Annotated in this window: 19 protein-coding genes; 11 read left to right on the forward strand and 8 right to left on the reverse strand. The window is 67.3% G+C overall.

Annotation, left to right across the window (positions count from 1 at the left end; translation table 11 throughout):
• Positions 1-78: 78 nt before the first annotated feature.
• Together JCQ34_RS00870 and JCQ34_RS00875 are read left to right on the forward strand one after the other, a co-directional pair.
• Entirely contained in the window at positions 79-684 is a 606-nt protein-coding gene (locus tag JCQ34_RS00870) for a malonic semialdehyde reductase (RefSeq protein ID WP_286400893.1), read from the forward strand.
• 114 nt (positions 685-798) lie between these two features.
• Positions 799-1,347, forward strand: coding sequence for a 2'-5' RNA ligase family protein (locus tag JCQ34_RS00875; RefSeq protein WP_286404720.1), 549 nt, complete (start codon positions 799-801; stop codon positions 1,345-1,347).
• Here the strand turns inward: JCQ34_RS00875 and pgm are convergent.
• Positions 1,337-3,001: a phosphoglucomutase (alpha-D-glucose-1,6-bisphosphate-dependent) gene (pgm, locus tag JCQ34_RS00880; RefSeq protein ID WP_286400895.1), complete on the reverse strand. Its 1,665-nt coding sequence runs from the start codon at positions 2,999-3,001 to the stop codon at positions 1,337-1,339. The genes JCQ34_RS00875 and pgm overlap by 11 nt on opposite strands.
• Before the next feature lie 240 nt (positions 3,002-3,241).
• On the opposite strand from pgm, the gene JCQ34_RS00885 reads away from it, so the two are divergent.
• The gene (locus JCQ34_RS00885; protein WP_286400896.1) at positions 3,242-4,207 is read left to right on the forward strand and encodes a nuclease-related domain-containing protein; all 966 of its coding nucleotides are present in this window, start codon (positions 3,242-3,244) and stop codon (positions 4,205-4,207) included.
• Here the strand turns inward: JCQ34_RS00885 and JCQ34_RS00890 are convergent.
• Positions 4,167-5,093, reverse strand: a complete 927-nt coding sequence (locus JCQ34_RS00890) for a LysR family transcriptional regulator ArgP (protein ID WP_286400898.1) — start codon at positions 5,091-5,093, stop codon at positions 4,167-4,169. The two genes, JCQ34_RS00885 and JCQ34_RS00890, sit on opposite strands and share 41 nt — an antisense overlap.
• 95 nt (positions 5,094-5,188) lie before the next feature.
• Between JCQ34_RS00890 and JCQ34_RS00895 the strand changes: the two genes are divergently transcribed.
• On the forward strand, positions 5,189-5,761 hold the full coding sequence (locus JCQ34_RS00895) for a LysE/ArgO family amino acid transporter (protein ID WP_286400900.1): 573 nt from the start codon (positions 5,189-5,191) through the stop codon (positions 5,759-5,761).
• A 34-nt stretch (positions 5,762-5,795) separates the two neighbouring features.
• Positions 5,796-6,266: a DUF4190 domain-containing protein gene (locus JCQ34_RS00900; protein ID WP_286400902.1), complete on the forward strand. Its 471-nt coding sequence runs from the start codon at positions 5,796-5,798 to the stop codon at positions 6,264-6,266.
• 118 nt (positions 6,267-6,384) lie between these two features.
• Here JCQ34_RS00900 and JCQ34_RS00905 read toward each other — a convergent pair whose 3' ends face one another.
• A complete protein-coding gene (locus JCQ34_RS00905) occupies positions 6,385-7,083 on the reverse strand; it encodes a FadR/GntR family transcriptional regulator (RefSeq protein ID WP_286400904.1) in 699 nt (232 codons plus the stop codon).
• Positions 7,084-7,216: 133 nt separating this feature from the next.
• Between JCQ34_RS00905 and JCQ34_RS00910 the strand changes: the two genes are divergently transcribed.
• From JCQ34_RS00910 to JCQ34_RS00920, 3 genes are read left to right on the forward strand one after another with little or no spacing between them, the layout of a single operon-like run.
• On the forward strand, positions 7,217-8,587 hold the full coding sequence (locus tag JCQ34_RS00910; protein ID WP_286400906.1) for an SLC13 family permease: 1,371 nt from the start codon (positions 7,217-7,219) through the stop codon (positions 8,585-8,587).
• A 49-nt stretch (positions 8,588-8,636) separates the two neighbouring features.
• On the forward strand, positions 8,637-9,845 hold the full coding sequence (locus tag JCQ34_RS00915) for a CaiB/BaiF CoA transferase family protein (RefSeq protein ID WP_286400908.1): 1,209 nt from the start codon (positions 8,637-8,639) through the stop codon (positions 9,843-9,845).
• 1 nt (position 9,846) lies between these two features.
• Positions 9,847-11,364, forward strand: coding sequence for a carboxyl transferase domain-containing protein (locus JCQ34_RS00920; RefSeq protein WP_286400910.1), 1,518 nt, complete (start codon positions 9,847-9,849; stop codon positions 11,362-11,364).
• 75 nt (positions 11,365-11,439) lie between these two features.
• Here JCQ34_RS00920 and JCQ34_RS00925 read toward each other — a convergent pair whose 3' ends face one another.
• The 5 genes from JCQ34_RS00925 to JCQ34_RS00945 all read right to left on the reverse strand — a co-directional run bounded on the left by JCQ34_RS00925 (position 11,440) and on the right by JCQ34_RS00945 (position 14,809).
• On the reverse strand, positions 11,440-12,024 hold the full coding sequence (locus tag JCQ34_RS00925; RefSeq protein ID WP_286400912.1) for a dihydrofolate reductase family protein: 585 nt from the start codon (positions 12,022-12,024) through the stop codon (positions 11,440-11,442).
• 49 nt (positions 12,025-12,073) lie between these two features.
• Positions 12,074-12,526 (reverse strand): LapA family protein, encoded by a 453-nt coding sequence (locus tag JCQ34_RS00930; protein WP_286400913.1) that lies wholly within the window; start codon positions 12,524-12,526, stop codon positions 12,074-12,076.
• 202 nt (positions 12,527-12,728) lie between these two features.
• Entirely contained in the window at positions 12,729-12,947 is a 219-nt protein-coding gene (locus JCQ34_RS00935) for a hypothetical protein (protein WP_286400914.1), read from the reverse strand.
• Positions 12,948-13,025: 78 nt separating this feature from the next.
• Positions 13,026-13,253, reverse strand: coding sequence for a hypothetical protein (locus JCQ34_RS00940; protein ID WP_286400916.1), 228 nt, complete (start codon positions 13,251-13,253; stop codon positions 13,026-13,028).
• A 149-nt stretch (positions 13,254-13,402) separates the two neighbouring features.
• Positions 13,403-14,809: an amidase gene (locus JCQ34_RS00945; protein WP_286400918.1), complete on the reverse strand. Its 1,407-nt coding sequence runs from the start codon at positions 14,807-14,809 to the stop codon at positions 13,403-13,405.
• A gap of 211 nt (positions 14,810-15,020) precedes the next feature.
• Here JCQ34_RS00945 and JCQ34_RS00950 point away from each other — a divergent pair, with 211 nt between their 5' ends.
• From JCQ34_RS00950 to JCQ34_RS00960, 3 genes are all read left to right on the forward strand, one after another.
• On the forward strand, positions 15,021-15,347 hold the full coding sequence (locus JCQ34_RS00950) for a rhodanese-like domain-containing protein (RefSeq protein WP_286400920.1): 327 nt from the start codon (positions 15,021-15,023) through the stop codon (positions 15,345-15,347).
• Positions 15,347-16,327 carry a prephenate dehydratase gene (gene pheA, locus JCQ34_RS00955; RefSeq protein WP_286400922.1) on the forward strand — a complete coding sequence of 327 codons (981 nt, stop codon included), beginning with the start codon at positions 15,347-15,349 and terminating at the stop codon, positions 16,325-16,327. The genes JCQ34_RS00950 and pheA overlap by 1 nt, the downstream gene beginning before the upstream one ends.
• Positions 16,328-16,421: 94 nt before the next feature.
• Complete coding sequence (locus JCQ34_RS00960) at positions 16,422-16,646, forward strand: hypothetical protein (protein WP_286400924.1); 225 nt, start codon at positions 16,422-16,424, stop codon at positions 16,644-16,646.
• Positions 16,647-16,665 lie beyond the last annotated feature (19 nt).

The following is a 16,665-nucleotide window of genomic DNA, read 5'->3' on the forward strand; positions in this document are numbered from 1 at the left end:
GAAAGCACTTGAAGTTGCAACTATGGAAAGCAACAGAGGCCACCCGGGCAGGCGGGCGGCACAGCGAAAGGTAAGCCAATGACCATTGCCCATGACGAAGCGGTTATCGATTCGGCAGCCGTGGACGCCATCTTCGCCCAGGCCCGCACCGCCAACTCCTTCACCGGCGAGGTGACCGAAGAACAGGCCCAGGCCATCTACGAGCTCACCAAGTTCGGTCCCACCGCCTTCAACTCCCAGCCGCTGCGCGTCACCTACGTCCGCTCGCCCGAGGCCCGCGCCACCCTGGTGGATTCCCTCTCCCGCGGCAACCAGGCCAAGACCGCCTCCGCCCCGCTCGTTGCGATCCTCAGCTTCGACACCGACTGGGCCGGTAAGTGGGACAGCTTCCTCCCCGGATACAACGCCCCCAAGGCGATGTACGACGCCGACCCCGCCCTGGCTGCCGCCACCGGCAACAACAACGCGCACCTGCAGGCCGGCTACTTCATTCTGGCCGTCCGCTCGCTTGGCTTCGCCGCCGGCCCCATGACCGGCGCCGACTTCAATGCCATCGACGCCGCATTCTTCCCGGCCGGCGACCAGAAGAGCTTCCTGGTGGTCAACATCGGCCAGCCCGGTGAAGAGGCCTGGGGCGAGGCAAAGCCCAAGTTCTCCTACGACGAGGCCGTCCGCACCGTCTAACTTCTGCAGCTCACCGATGCTCTATCAGTTATGGTCCCTATCCACCCGGAATGGGGACCATAACTGATAGAGCATCGCTGTTTAAGGGGCGGGTGGGAAACTGGGGCTATGCCGATGCGGAACCTGATCTTTGTGGCCTTCGTGGAGCCCGTGGCTGAGGGCCAGGTTTTCCCGCGGACGGACTGGCCGCTCCACATCACCCTGGTGAGGTTCGACGCCGGCAGCCAGGACAGTGCGGACGTCGCCGAACGCATCGCCGGGCTCGCCGCCGCTGCCGCCACCACCGCGCTCGGGGCGGGGCTGACAGTGGGGAAGGACGCTGGCTTCGGCCGCAACGGCTCCGTCCCCGTCAACCTTGTGCAACCGCATCCAGCGCTGCAGGAACTGCACGAGCAGCTGGTGCAGGTGGTGGCGGATGCGGGCGGCAGGATCCTCACCCCGCACCACACCTTGACCGGCTACCGCCCGCACGTGTCCCACCAGGCGGCAACCAACCAAGCCAGCACCAACCCAACCAGCGCAGTTACTGAAGCTAAACGCCTTCACCCGGGTGACGCCGTCGTGCTTGACCGTATTGCCCTGGTGGACATGGCTCCCGACGGCGACCACACGATCCGGCGCATCCTCCGGCTGTGGAGCCGGGACGTGAAAGCTAGGCGATGACGCTGTCCACCAGGGCCTTGGCCTCGGCCTGCACCTGCTTCAGGTGCTCCTCGCCCTTGAACGACTCGGCGTAGATCTTGTAGACGTCCTCGGTGCCGGACGGGCGGGCAGCGAACCAGGCGTTCTCGGTGACCACTTTCAGGCCGCCGATGGGTGCGCCGTTGCCCGGGGCCTCGGTGAGCTTGGCGGTGATGGTTTCGCCGGCCAGTTCCGTGGCAGTGACGTCCGCAGCGGAAAGCTTGCCCAGCTTCGCCTTCTGCTCGCGCGTGGCCGCGGCGTCGATCCGTGCGTAGACCGGGGCGCCGAACTGGTCCGTCAGGCCCTTGTACAGCTGGGACGGGGACTGGCCGGTGACGGCGGTGATCTCGGAAGCGAGCAGGGCCAGCAGGATGCCGTCCTTGTCCGTGGTCCACACGGTGCCGTCCAGCTTGTTGAAGGACGCTCCCGCGGATTCCTCGCCGCCAAACGCCCCTTCACCCGAGAGCAGGCCGGGCACGAACCACTTGAAGCCCACCGGGACCTCGACGAGCTTTCGGCCCAGGCTCTCCGCCACCCGGTCGATGATGGAAGAGGACACCAGGGTCTTGCCCACCACGGAGGCCGGGTTCCAGCCGCTGCGGTTGCGGTAGAGGTAGTCGATGGCCACGGCGAGGTAGTGGTTGGGATTCATCAGGCCGCCGTCGGGGGTGACGATGCCGTGCCGGTCCGCGTCGGCGTCGTTGCCTGTGGCCACGTCGAAGGCGGGCTGGCCGGACGCCGCGGCGTCGGACATGCGCTGGATCAGCGAGGCCATGGCCGACGGCGACGAGCAGTCCATGCGGATCTTCTCGTCCCAGTCAAGGGTCATGAACGCCCACTGCGGGTCCACGGTGGGGTTCACCACGGTGAGGTCCAGGTGGTGGCGCTCGGCGATCTCGCCCCAGTAGTCAACGGAGGCGCCGCCCATGGGGTCGGCACCGATCCGGACGCCTGCGTTGCGGATGGCGTCCAGGTTCAGGACCGACGGAAGGTCATCCACATAGCTGCTCAGGAAGTCGAACTTGCCGGTGGTGTCCGCCGCCTGGGCTTCCGACAGCGGGACCCGCTTCACGCCCCGCAGCCCGTTTTCCAGCAACTCATTGGCGCGGTTGGCGATCCAGCCCGTGGCGTCGGAGTCCGCGGGACCGCCGTGCGGGGGGTTGTACTTGAAGCCGCCGTCGGCCGGCGGGTTGTGGCTGGGGGTGACCACGATGCCGTCCGCCTGCGGTGCACCCGGCGCGGCCTTGCGGTTGTAGGTGAGGATGGCGTGGCTCAGCGCCGGGGTGGGGGTGTAGCCGTGGCGGGCGTCCACCAGGACCTCTACGCCGTTGGCTGCCAGCACCTCCAGCGCCGAGTTCTGCGCCGGCTCGCTCAGTGCGTGCGTGTCCTTGGCCAGGAACAGCGGGCCGGTGACGCCCTGCGCCGCGCGGTATTCAACGATCGCCTGGGTGATGGCCACGATGTGCTGCTCGTTGAAGGAGGCTTTGAGGCTGGAACCGCGGTGGCCGGATGTTCCAAACACCACGCGCTGGCCGGGATCACCAAGGTCCGGTGTGATGTCGTAATACGCGTCAAGGAGCGCAGTGATGTCAACAAGGTCCTGGGGTTGGGCAACTGTGCCCGCGCGGCTAGCCATGGCTCCAGCATGCCAGAACCTGGCAGGAGGCAAAACGACCCGCCCAAAATCCGGACCCTGTGACACGGCATGACGCCCGCACCCAAGTAGTCCGCCTGAGTACACAGGCCCGAAAGTACCTATATACCGGGCCTTTCCCGCACTGCTAATTTCGGAAAAATTCCACGAAAACAAGCGAAGGGAACGGACGACGGCGGCCTGCCGCCTTGGTCCGTTCCGGCAAGGAAACGGGGACGTCCGATGGGGGCAGGAGACGGGGCAGCGGAGCAGTCCAGGCTGGCGGCCGAGCGCGTCGCGCGGCTGAAGCGCCGGCTCGACCAGGCCGAACGCTCCACGAAGTCGTGGGACGCCGGGGCCGTGGGGGAGCGGGTGGTCGCGGACAAGCTCCGTGAGCTGGTGCCGCGCGGCTGGTACGTGCTGCACGATGTCCATTGGCCGGGCCGCCCCAAGGCAAACCTGGACCACGTCCTGGTGGGTCCCGGCGGGGTGGTGGTGGTCGATTCCAAGAACTGGACCGGAGAAGTCCGCGTGGCGTCCGGCGTACTCTGGCAGGGCCGCTACGCCCGGACCCAGGCCGTGGAAGGCGCGCTGGCCCAATGTGCCGCCGTGGCTTCCGTGCTCGCTCCGCCGCACCGCAGGCTGGTACGGCCGCTCATCTGCATGGCCGCGCAGCCGGACCTGTTCGGGGTGACCGACTCGGACGTTGCCGTGGCCGGTTTCCAGCGGTTGGTGGGAGCCATCGAAGCGCTCCCGGAGGTACTCGACCAGCAAGCAGTCGTAGGTGTGTACGCGCACCTGGGCCAGCAGCTCACCCATGAGCAGGAGCCGGGCATCACTGCCCTTCGGAACGTGCGGCCGGGAACCGTGGTGCGGCCGGCTGGAGCACTTCCGCCCGCCGGCCCCTCGGCCAACCCGCGGGGAAAGCCGGGTTCAGGCGAGGACGCGGACCGGAGCCGAAGTGTGTCGAGGCACCCGGCCGGCCGGGCCCTGCCTGCGAAGGGAACTGCAAAGGGAACGCCGGCAGGAAAGTCCGCGGAAAGCCGGCAGGCGGCTCCGGGACACCGGGCAGGAACCCCCGGGGGACCCGTCCGCCACGGCCGGAACGGCAAAGCGCAGCAGCACGGCATTACCAGCGGAGGGAAACTGGCCCTGCTGGCGGCCTTCGTTATTTTCGCCGTCTATATCCTGCCCTACTTGGGCCGGTAGCTTCCTGTGGATCACCGGGCCGCAGGTGGTCTTTGGCGGCGCTGCGCACTGCCTCGCTGAGCCGGTTGAGCCGCTCGGAATCGAGCGTCCAGGCCTGCCAGTAGAGCCCCACATCCTGGTAGGCAGTGTCCTCCAACCGGACAAGGGCGCCGTTTGCCAGCTCATCGGTGAGCTGGAGTTCCGGGATCATGCCCCAGCCCAGCCCGGCTGTGACCGCGGCGAGGAATCCCTGGGAGGACGGCACGGTGTGCGTGGGCGGAAGCTGCTGCACGTCTCTTGCGGCGAGCAGCTGCTGCTGCAGGTCGTCCTTCGTATTGAATTTCAGGACCGGCATCGCCGCCCAGTCCACGTCCCGGGAGGTGGAAAAGCGCTGGCGCAGTTCCGGGGCAGCTACCGGGATGTACCGCATGGAGCCCAGTAGCTCCACCCGGCAGCCGCTCACGGGAACAGGGTCCGAGGTCACGGCCCCCATGACGTCGCCGTCGCGGAGCAGCTGGCTGCTGTAGCCCTGGTCCTCCACGTGGAGATCGATGGTGGAGTCCTCCCAGCCTGCGGCCTGGTGCAGGGCGGGGACGAACCAGGTGGCCAGTGAATCCGCATTGATGGCTATCGGCAGATGGGCCCGGATGTTCAGTCCCGAACCTAGCGCTGCCGAGGTCTCCGCCTCCAGTACCTGCACCTGGCGGGCCATCCGCAGCAGCAGGGCACCGGCGTCGGTAGCGGTGCAGGGCAGCCGGCGGCGTACCAGGACCTGGCCCACGGAGGCTTCGAGGGCCTTGATCCGCTGGCTCACCGCAGAGGGGGTGACCCGAAGCAGGTCAGCTGCTGCCTCGAACGTCCCTTCGTCGACAACTGCCACAAGCGCTTTCAGATGCTCCAAATTCATGAAGCAATCCTAATGATTCCCAAGAATCCGTTATTTGCCTGCATATCGCACAGGATCCTACCGTCGTACCTATGTGGACCGCAGGAATAACCGGAATGCTGACTGGCCTGGCACTGATCGTGGCCATCGGTGCACAGAACGCCTTCGTGCTGCGCCAAGGCATCCGCCGGGAGCACATCGGCGCGGTGGTGGCCGTGTGCATGGCCGGCGACGCCCTGTTGATTGTCGGCGGGACCGCGGGCATCGGAGCGGTTGTCACCCATTTCCCGGAGGTGCTGGAAGTCCTGCGCTGGGCGGGGGCCGCCTACCTGCTGTGGTTTGCGGTGCGCTCCTTCGTGGCTGCGGTGAAGCCCTCCGCCCTGGCCGAGCAGGCGCCCCGGTCGAAGAATTCGGTGCTTGCCACCACCGCGGCCCTGACCTTCCTCAACCCCCATGTCTACCTGGACACCGTGGTGCTGCTGGGCAGCCTGGCCAACCAGCAGAGCCCGGACCTGCGCTGGATCTTTGCCGCCGGCGCGGTGACCGGGAGCGTACTGTGGTTCTCCGGCCTGGGGTACGGGGCCAGGGCCTTGGCGGGAGTGCTCAGCAGTCCCCGCACTTGGCGGTGGATCGACGGGGCCATCGGTGTGCTGATGGTGGTCCTGGCCATCCGCCTGGCGCTGCACTGAAGTAGGCTGTAGCCAGATTTACAGGGGAGAAATCATGAGCAACCAGCCATCCCAGGGACCTGACTACCAGCGCAGCGGTTCTTCACCATGGCCCGGCTACCAGCCGCCGGCCCAGAACCAGGGGTCCCCCTACGGGCAACCGCCGTACGGCCAGTCCCAGTACAACCAGGGCCAGTACGGCCAGTACAACGAGGGACAGTATGGCCAGCCCCAGTACTTTGGCCAGCCGTACTACGGCAGGGCTGTCGAGCCGAAGACCCTGAGCATCGCCAGCATGGTCTGCGGAATCGCCTCGGTGATCATGGGTTGGCTGTTGCTTCCCCAGTTCGCCGCCATCATCACCGGCCACCTGGCCCTGCGCCGTGAACCGGGAGGCAAGGGGATGTCCATCACCGGCCTGGTGTTGGGCTACCTCTGCCTGCTGGGCTACGGCGCAGTCTGGCTGCTGTTTATCATTGGCGTGACCGTCGCGGCCACCACCGGGTCGAATACCGGCACGTTCTAGCCCGGCACCTTTTAGCCCGGTACTCAAAAGTCCCCACCGGATGGTCAATTCCCCTGCGAAGGGCGGGGGGACTGGTCTGTGGGGCGGGGAGTTGTCTAACGGGGCGTTGCTTTGCTGCCTAGCGGAGCAGTTCCACATCCGAGACGAGTTCGATGTGCGCCAACATGGCGCTCGCGGCGGCGTCCGCGTCCTGCGCGCGGATCGCCTCGGCGATTTTGCGGTGCGAGGCGAGGGACTGCTCGGGCCGCCCCGGTTGGCCCAGCGACTCCATCCGGGTTTCCAGGATCATCTCGGCGATGAAGGCCATCAGTTGCGCCAGTACTGAGGAGTGTGCCGCGGCGGTGATGGCCTGGTGGAACAGTTCGTCGCCCTGGGCGCCGCGGTCGCCGTCGTTGATTTCCTGTGACATGACGTCCAAGGCGTTGTCGATGGCGGCAAGGTCTGCGTCGGTCCTGCGTTCTGCAGCCAAGGCTGCCAGCTTCACTTCAAGGGTGCTGCGGGCCTCCACGATTTCCGGCAGCCGGCTCTGGTGCTCGCGCAGGCCCTTGACCACCGAGGCAACGCTGGGCCGCCGGGCCAGGACGGCCCCGGTGCCGTGCTGGACGTCGATCACGCCGAGCACCTCCAGGGCCACCAGCGCTTGGGCCAGGGTGGCGCGGGAAACCCCAAGCCGCTCGGCGAGGTCGCGTTCCGCCGGAAGGAGGTCCCCGGGCTTCAGGTGGGCGGACTCGATGTAGGCAAGGATCTGCTCCACGAGCTGCTCATAAAGGCGCGGGCGCGAGACCCGCTCCAGGCCCAGCCGTGCTGTCTTCTCCACAAAGCCCTCCCTCGGACGTACCGGATCAGGATACCTGCTTCGTCTATTGACAGATAGACTCACTGTCTAAGAGGCTAGTCCAGTGAGCCAGTAACTCACGTCACACTCCTCGCACCCCAATGGAGAACCAACGATGTCCGCTCCTGTCTTATCGATCATCATCCTGGCGGCGATGTTCCTGCTCGCCACCGTCCTGCCCCTCAACATGGGCGCGCTCGCGTTCGTGGGCGCCTTCCTGCTCGGCGCCGTGGTGCTGGGCATGTCCACCAACGAAATCCTGGCCAACTTCCCCGGTGGCCTGTTCCTGACCATCGTCGGAGTCACCTACCTGTTCGCCATCGCGCAGAACAACGGCACCATTGACCTGCTGGTCCGCGGCGCGGTCAAGCTGGTGGGCAGCCGCGTGGCCCTCATTCCGTGGGTGATGTTCGCCATCACCGCAGTGATCACCGCCGTGGGCGCCCTGTCTCCCGCCGCCGTCGCCATCATTGCCCCCATCGCCCTGAGCTTTGCCGGCAAGTACAAGATCAGTCCGCTGCTGATGGGCATGATGGTGATCCATGGCGCCCAGGCCGGCGGCTTCTCGCCCATCGCGGTCTACGGCGTCACGGTCAACGGCATCCTGGCCAAGACCGACCTCGCCTTCAGCCCCACGGCCCTGTTCCTCTCAAGCCTCATCTTCAACCTGGTCATTGCACTCGTGCTCTTCGTGGTCCTCGGTGGCAAGAACCTGATGTCCTCCAAGGTAGGGCACTTCGTGGAGCAGGCGGCCGAGGCGCGGATGGCCGTCAGCGTCGGCGCCAAGGCGCCCGGCGGCGACGTACCCTTCAAAGGCTTTGGCTCCGGCATGTACGGCCCCCGGGACCCCGCCGGCGACGGCATTGCTGCAACCAAGGAGCGCAAAGACCGGATCCCGCAACTGGTCACCATCGCCGGCCTGATCGTGCTGGCCGTCGTGGCCCTCGGCTTCAAGATGGACGTCGGCTTCGTGTCCATCACCATCGCCATCGTGCTGGCGCTGGTCTCGCCCGCAGCCCAGAAGGGCGCCATCAACAAGATCAGCTGGTCCACCGTGCTGCTGATCTGCGGCATGCTGACGTTCGTCGGTGTGCTGGAGGAAGCCGGCACCATCGAGTTCGTGTCCAGCGGCGTAGCAGGAATGGGAATGCCGCTGCTGGCAGCCCTCATCATCTGCTTCATCGGCGCCATCGTCTCCGCCTTCGCCTCCTCCACGGCCATCCTGGCAGCGCTCATCCCGCTCGCCGTCCCCTTCCTGTCCACCGGCGAAATCGGCGCCGTGGGCGTTATCTGCGCCCTCGCCGTCTCCGCCACCATCGTGGACGTCTCGCCGTTCTCCACCAACGGCGCGCTGGTGCTCGCCAACGCCCCGGAGGGCGTGGACAAGGACCAGTTCTACAAGCGGATCCTCGGCTACAGCGGAATCGTCATTGTGGCCGGACCCGTCCTGGCATGGCTGGCATTGGTGGTCCCCGGCTGGCTCTAACCGCCACCGCACCCCAACACCGCCTGTTTTTTAGAAAGGAAACCAGAACATGAGCACCGAGAACCGCCAAGGCCCCCTGGCCGGGCACACCGTCGTCGACCTCAGCCGGGCCCTGGCCGGACCGCACGCCGGCATGATGCTGGCGGACCTCGGCGCCCGCGTCATCAAGGTGGAGAACCCGGGTACGGGCGATGACACCCGCGGCTGGGGACCGCCCTTCGTCGGCCCGGAGGACGACCTGCAGTCCACCTACTTCATGTCCTGCAACCGCAACAAGGAATCCATCACCTTGGACCTGAAGAGCGCCGATGGCCAGGAGGTGCTGCGCGGGCTTTTGGAGCGGGCAGATGTGGTGATCGAGAACTTCCGGCCCGGCGTCATGGACCGGCTGGGCTTCTCCACCGCCGCCATGCATGAGCTCAACCCGCGCCTGGTGATCCTGTCCATCACCGGCTTTGGCCATGACGGGCCCGAGTCCCAGCGCAGCGGCTACGACCAGATCCTGCAGGGCGAGGCCGGCCTGATGTCCCTCACCGGATCCGGGCCGGACGACCCCCAGCGCGTGGGCGTCCCCATCGCCGACCTGCTCTCCGGCATGAACGGAGCGTTCGGCGTGCTAGCGGCGCTGGTGGAGCGGAACAGGACCGGGCAGGGCCAGGTGGTGCGGACCTCGCTGCTGGCCTCCCTGATTGGGGTCCATGCCTTCCAGGGGACCCGGACCACCATCGCGGGTGAGGTTCCGCAGGCCCAGGGCAACCACCACCCGTCCATCGCCCCGTACGGCCTGTTCAACTGCAAGGACGGGAGTGTCCAGATCAGCGTGGGCAGCGAGAAGCTCTGGCAATCGTTCGCCGCGGCATTCGGCCTGGACCCGGCCGCCCCGGGCTTTGCCAGCAACGCCGAAAGAGTGCGGAACCGCGCCGCGGTGATTGCCGCCGTCGAAGGCGCTTTCGCCGCGTACGGCGCGGAGGAACTGCTGCAAAAACTGAACGACGCCGGGATCCCGGCAGGGAAGGTCCGCTCGCTGGAGGAGGTGTACGCCTGGGAGCAGGTGGCGTCCCAGGGGCTGGTAGTGGATGTTGAGCATCCACTGCTCGGAAAGGTGAGCCTGCCCGGCCCGCCGCTGCGGTTCTTCGCCCCCGGCGACGCAGCGGAAACCACGGTGAAGCACCACGACGCCCCGCCGCTGCTCAACGAGGACGGGCCGGCAATCCGGGAGTGGCTGGGGCTCGCTTCCGCGGCTCCCGGGGCAGAATAACGTGGCGACGGCGGAGAAGGTGCGGCACTTGAAAGCGACCGAACTGCTGGATGCGGTGGTGGACCCCGGTTCGTTCATCTCCTGGGACACGGAGCCGGAACAGCCGGTCCTGTCCGAGGAGTACGCCCGCGACCTGGCCAGGGCCCGCGAACGCAGCGGCGCCGACGAGTCGGTGATCACCGGTGCGGGCCTCATCCGCGGCCGCCGGGTGGCGCTGATCGTGAGCGAATTCTCCTTCCTGGCCGGGTCGATAGGCCACGCGGCGGCACAGAGGATTGTTGCCGCCGTCGAACGCGCCACCGCGGAGGGCCTGCCGCTGCTGGCCGGCCCTGCGTCCGGGGGGACACGGATGCAGGAAGGGACGCTTGCGTTCCTGTCGATGGTGAAGATCACCGGCGCCGTCCGGGCCCATCGCCAGGCCGGGCTTCCCTACCTGGTCTACCTCCGGCACCCCACCACCGGCGGCGTCATGGCGTCCTGGGGATCCCTGGGGCACATTAACGTGGCCGAGCCCGGCGCACTGCTGGGCTTCCTGGGCCCGCGGGTGTACGAGGCGCTCTACGGCGAACCGTTCCCGGAGAACGTGCAGGTGGCGGAGAACCTCTTCCACAAGGGACTGATCGACGGCGTGGTGGAACCCGGCAACCTGGCCGACCTCGTGGGCCGGGCCCTGGACATCCTCTCCGCGAAGGAAGGCGCGGCCGCAGCGGTGCCTGCCCCGCCCGAGACCCTAAATATCCGGCCTTCGACCGTTGATGCCTGGACGTCCATCGAGATCTCCCGGCAGCAGCGGCGGCCCGACCTGCGCCAGCTGCTGAAATTCGGCGCCGTCGACGCGCTGCCCTTGAACGGGACGGGGCAGGGGGAGAAGGACCCGGGGCTGCTGCTGGCCCTGGCCCGCTTCGGCAGCCAGTCGTGCATCGTGCTGGGACACGCGCGGCCGTTGCGGAAGGACGCCGCCGGCATGGGGCCCGGTTCGCTGCGCGAGGCACGCCGGGGAATGAAGCTGGCGGAGGAGCTGCGCCTGCCCCTGCTCACCGTCATCGACACCGCGGGTGCGGCCCTGTCGCAGGAGGCGGAGGAAGGCGGGCTTGCGGGGGAGATTGCGCGCTCGCTGCACGAACTGATCGGGCTGGGATCGCCTTCGGTCTCCGTGCTGCTTGGCCAGGGCGCCGGGGGAGGGGCCCTGGCCCTGCTGCCGGCGGACCGGACCATTGCGGCCCAGCACAGCTGGCTTTCTCCACTGCCCCCCGAGGGCGCCAGTGCCATCGTTCACCGGACCACCGCGTTCGCGCCGGCCATGGCACAGGCGCAGGGCGTGAACGTCGCCGCCCTGTACGCAAACGGATTGGTGGACCACATCGTGGATGAACGCGGTGATGCCTCTTTGGAGCCACGCGAGTTCTGCAGCCGGATGGCGCAGGCCATCGAGTACGAGCTGGCCTCCGTGGCGGGCGTTCCGGTTCCTGAACTGGTGGCCGACCGGGCCCGCAAGTTCGCCAGCCTCGGTGCTCGCTGACGCCTGGTCCGGAGTCGGGAGGCGCCGGGGTTTCCCGGTGCCTCCTGCTCCGGCCCCATGCTCCAGCTGGCGTCCCTAATCAGGCCTGTCCGGGGTATACAAGGCCAGGAGGACGCCGGTGCTTGTATGCCCGGCTTCGATGAGCCGCAGCCGGGCCTTGGCGCCGCCGGCGAAAAGCTGTTGCCCGTTGCCCAGGACGACCGGGTGGATCATGAGCAGGTATTCGTCGATCTGCCCGGCCGCCATGAGCGCGCGGATCAGTACGCCGCTGCCCATGATCACGAGATTGGAGGCGAAGCCTTCCCGAAGTTCCTTTACGGCCGCGGGAACGTCACTGTGCAAAAGGGTGGAGTTGGGCCATTCCAGCCTGGTTTCCGGGTCCCTTGAGGCGACGAACTTTGGCGTGTTGTTCAGGGCCTCCTTGAAGGGCCCGCCCTGGGCGTTCCATGACTCGAGGAGCTGCCCGTAGGTTCTATGCCCGAGCAGGAAGGCGTGGTCCGGGCCCATCCGTTCGCCCATCTTCTGCACCGTCGCCTGGTCGGCGTACGGCACCGCCCAGCCACCGTCGCTGAATCCGCCCCGCGTATCCTCATCCAGCCGGCCGGGACCCTGCATGACGCCGTCGAGCGTCACGTGGTTCATCACGATGACCCTGCCCATCGCCGGCCGCCTTCCCTTGCCGGATAGCCTTTTGTATTGGCCGGTGCCTCTATCTGCGCTGCTGGACCCTGGACCGATGGGCGTTCCGGCGCAGCTGCAGGATCCTCGCGCCGCCCGCCACTGCCACAAAGACAGCGCCGGTCACGGCGGCGATGAACAATGCCATGCCCAGCGGGACGGAACCTTCGAAGCCCAGGAACTTCACCAGGACCAGTTCCTGGTTCTGCAGGATGAAGATGATCAGCAGGATCAGCAGCACCAGGGCCGCCACCACGGCTGCCCAGATGACTCCGGTGCGCGTGACCTTGCGTTCCGGGGCGCCGCTGGCCCTGGGGGCGGGGGTGGTTGCGGTGGCAGGTGTTCCCGGCTCACCCGTTGAGTAGGACGGGGCGTTGCCGTAGGCTGCGCGGTCTGCCGCCGGCCGGGCTGCGTTTGAAGCCGAAGTGCCCGTGTCCGTTTCCGGCTGGCGGTCCGGCCCCGGAGTGTACTGTCCTGCGCTCATGCTCGTCCCCTTTCCCAGAATGCTAAGCATGCTTATGGTTCAACCATAGACGGCCTGGTGGGACAGCACAACGACCGGCCCGCCTCGCCTGATTCCGGGTGCTGCTTGATTTATGGACAGGCCGCGGGGAACGTGGCGGAAGGGCCCTCCACGAGAACCCTTCCGTTCATTCCTGACTTCTGCCCGGGTGATTGCCCGGACGTCAGACCCTCTCCCTGCTCCGTTGGTCCTTGTCGGCTTCGGCGGAGGGGGTGCGCGGCGCAGGCGTCCTGCGCCAGTTGGGGAAGGCCCAGAACGTGAAATTCTGTGCCTTGACCGGCTCCTCCGGAGGTTCCGCAGGGGTTGCCGGTTCCGCTTCAGGGCGACGCTGGGTTTCCTTCCTTACGCCCCACCCGAAGTCCTTGCTCGATGCGTAGCACATCACAGACCTCCTTAGGTGACTGCCCTTTAATCGTCCTCCTGGCGGGCGCGGGAGTCGAGAGAGCAGCGCCGGAAGCTGTCAGTCTCTGCTGGACACCACGTCCTGCGCCTCCTGGGGGCGGTGGAACTCGCAGGGCCCCTGATGGCGGAGGGGGAGGAGGCAGGTCCGGCCCGTGGGCAGGTGGACCAGTGCGCAGCGGCCGGCCATGGCCAGGTCCTCCCTGACGTTGGAATTGCTCAGGTCCGGCCGTTCGCCGTCGACGGTCTCTGTGGGTCCGGCGCTCGCCGCAGCTTGTTCAGCGTTCATGGTGGGGCAACTCCTCGTCGGGGGAGGGCGGATGGAGACTGCTGAATCGTGCCTTTCCAGTGTGCGCGGCCAGGGTTACCAGCGGGTTAAGGGGGCGTTAGGTTCAGGTCAACAGCCTTGCCGGCCAGCCTCCCAATAAGGCGGCTTTCCTAATAGCCCAGGTGGTGCGCCACCTGCAGGAGGAGGGCTTCCGAGCCCATGGGACCCACCAGCTGGATCCCCATGGGCAGCCCGCTACCGGCGGTTCCTCCCGTCCAGAGCACGGGAAGGGTGATGGCCGGCAGTCCGCACACGTTCACCATGGAGGACCATGGCGCATATTCGCACTGTTTCCGGTAGTCGCCGTCGGCATCCCCGGGCCAATCAGCGGCCGGCCAGCGGTCGCTTCCGTGGGATGTGCCGGTAAACCAGCCCACGGGCCGCGGCGTCTGCGCCAGCGTGGGCATCAGCATCAGGTCCCACTGGGCGTACTGCGCCACAGTGTCATGCTGGAACTGCCGCAGGAAGGCAAGCGCCTCGGCGAGCTTGGCGGGGCTGCGCTGCTGGGCCCGCCGCCGGAAGGTCCTGGTCAGGGGCGCCAGTAAAGCCTCCCGGGTGGGGCTGATCCTGGCCGCACCCACCCCCGCGGTCCAGGCCGTGGTGAAAGCGTCCGGGTAGCGGTTGTCGTAGCGGATGGCGGCATCACCAAGAACGTGGCCGGCCTGCTCCAGGAGGGTAACGCCTGCGAGGAGCGCGTCCAGGGCCTCCTGCTCCACGGTGAAGGGGAAAGTGCTTGACCACGGGCTGTCCTGCGTGATCCCAATCCGCAGCCGCGGCGGCTCCTGTTGCAGTGCCCTGAGGTAGTCGTGCCCCGGTGCCAGGACGTCCATCATCAGTGCCGCGTCCTTTGAGGTCCGGGCGAGGGGGCCGGGAACCACCAGCCGGGCGGGATCGCCCGCGCTTTCTCCGGCCGTCACGAGGCCCCGGCCCGGCTTCAACCCCACGAGGCCGCAAGCGGCTGCCGGAATCCTGACGGACCCGCCGCCGTCGGTCCCTGGGGCGAAAGGCAGCAACCCTGCCGCCACCGCAGCGGCGCTGCCGCCGGAGGATCCTCCGGAACTCCTGCTGGGTGCGTGGGGATTGCGCGACGGCGGTGCGATGCGGTTTTCGCTGTACGCAGTCAGTCCGAATTCGGGCACCTGCGTCTTGCCCAGCGTGGTCACGCCGGCGTCCTTGAAGAGGGCCACCAGCGGGCTGTCGACGGGAACGGGTTTGTGCTCCAGCGCGGCGCTGCCGTGCGTGGTCACCACGCCCGCGACGTCCGTGAGGTCCTTGAAGGCAAGCGGCATGCCGTGCAGCATCGGCAGGTCCCCGGCGTCGGTGCTTGCGTACCGGGCATCCGCCGCACGGGCCTCCTCCAGGGCCTGGTCCGCAGTCACGGTGATGAAGGCGCCCAGGAGGGGGTTCTGCTGTTCAGTCCGCGCCAGGAAATGGGTGGCTGCTTCCACTGCAGACACCGTTCCGCTCCGCAGGAGCCCGCGCAGGACCAGTGCCGGGAGTTCGTGGAGTTCAGCCATGTAAACGCGCGACCGCTTGTGGCCTGGCCGCCGGTTCCGTGCTGCGGCCGGGGCCTGCCGGTGCCCCGGTGTGGGCAGCGATCTTTTGGGACATGCAAACCTCCTTGGGTTCAACCAGCCTAACCCGCGGCTTTTCCGGCCCCTTCGGGGTACCAAGGGGCGGAAGGGCTAGGCTTAAAGCGAACTCTGATCCCGCCAAGACAGGACTCCGATGAGCGATTTCGATACCGTCCCCGTCCACGACGTTCCCGCCGACGCAGTGATCCTGGACGTCCGGGAAGACTACGAGTGGGTTGCAGGGCACGCCGACGGCGCACTCCACATCCCCATGGACCAGATCCCGGCCCGGCTCGGGGAACTCGATCCGGATGAGGACCTCTACGTCATTTGCCGCACGGGCGGGCGGTCCTTCCGCGTTGCCCAGTGGCTTACCGGCCAGGACTACACCGCCATTAACGTCTCCGGCGGCATGGACCAGTGGCTGGAATCCGGCAAGCCCCTGGTCTCGGACAACGGACTTAAGCCGCTGGTCCTTTAGTGCCCGGCAGCTCCCGAACCTACGCCTTCCTGGGCCCGGAAGGCACCTTCACCGAGGCTGCCCTCCTGCAGGTGCCGGACGCGCTCCAGGCCGTCAGGGTCCCGGCCTCGAACGTCAACGCAGCTCTCGACCGGGTGCGCGACGGATCAGCAGACGCCGCCATGGTCCCCATCGAGAACTCGGTTGAGGGCGGAGTTACCGCCACCTTGGATGCAATCGCCTCCGGCGAGGAACTGCGCATCATCCGCGAGGTCCTGGTTCCCATCAGCTTTGTCCTGGTAGCCCGGCCCGGCATAGGGCTGGAAGAGGTGCGGCGGGTTTCGACCCATGGCCATGCCTGGGCCCAGTGCCGGTTGTGGGTGGATAAGCACATACCTGAAGCGGAATATGTGCCTGGCTCATCAACTGCTGCGGCCGCACTCGGATTGCTGGAACAGGACTGCACCTACGACGCCGCAATCTGCGCCCCGCTCGTGGCCCGGGAGCACCCGGAGCTGTCAGTGCTGGGAGAGGACATTGGCGACAATCCCGGAGCCGTGACGCGCTTCATCCTGGTCAGCCGGCCCGGTGCGCTCCCGGCGCGTACCGGAGCGGACAAGACGACGGTTGTGGTCCCGCTTCCGGAGGACCGCCCGGGCGCGTTGATGGAGATCCTGGACCAGTTCGCCAGCCGCGGCGTCAACCTCAGCCGGATTGAGTCCCGGCCCACGGGGCAGTACCTGGGCCACTACTTCTTCAGTATCGACGCCGACGGCCACGCCGGGGAAGCGCGGGTGGGGGATGCGCTCGCCGGGCTGCACCGCATCAGCCCGGGAACCCGCTTCCTGGGCTCATACCCCAGGGCCGATAAGCAGGTGACGCCGGTCGCTGCTCACACCTCCGATGCAGCCTTTTCGGCGGCGAATACCTGGGTCCAATCAATACTCGGCGCGGAATCCGTCGCAGGTGAAAGCGGTTCCGAAGCTTCGCGCACAGCGTAGGCAAATGCCTCTCGAAGTACTTCCGCGGGCTGTGGTCAATGCGTATGCTTGCCTGATCCACACGGGGTATGGCCCCTGATGAAGGGAGCGGGTCATGACCAGCAGCAATGACAACGACGGCCAGGGGATGATCGTCAACCCCAAGCCTGCGGCGGACAACCAGGATTGGGACGGGGACGACGCAGACCGCGCCGACCGCCTGCGCTTCGAAGAGGAGCAGGCCATGATCCGCGAACAGTCCGAAGCACATGCCGCTGCCAAGGAAGCCCCTGCCGCTGGCAAACAAGGCGCTCAGGCGGAGAAGGAATCCGGGGCCTGACCGCGGCCGTATCACGGCC

This window comes from Pseudarthrobacter defluvii, assembly GCF_030323865.1.
GTDB classification, from domain to species: Bacteria; Actinomycetota; Actinomycetes; order Actinomycetales; family Micrococcaceae; genus Arthrobacter; species Arthrobacter sedimenti.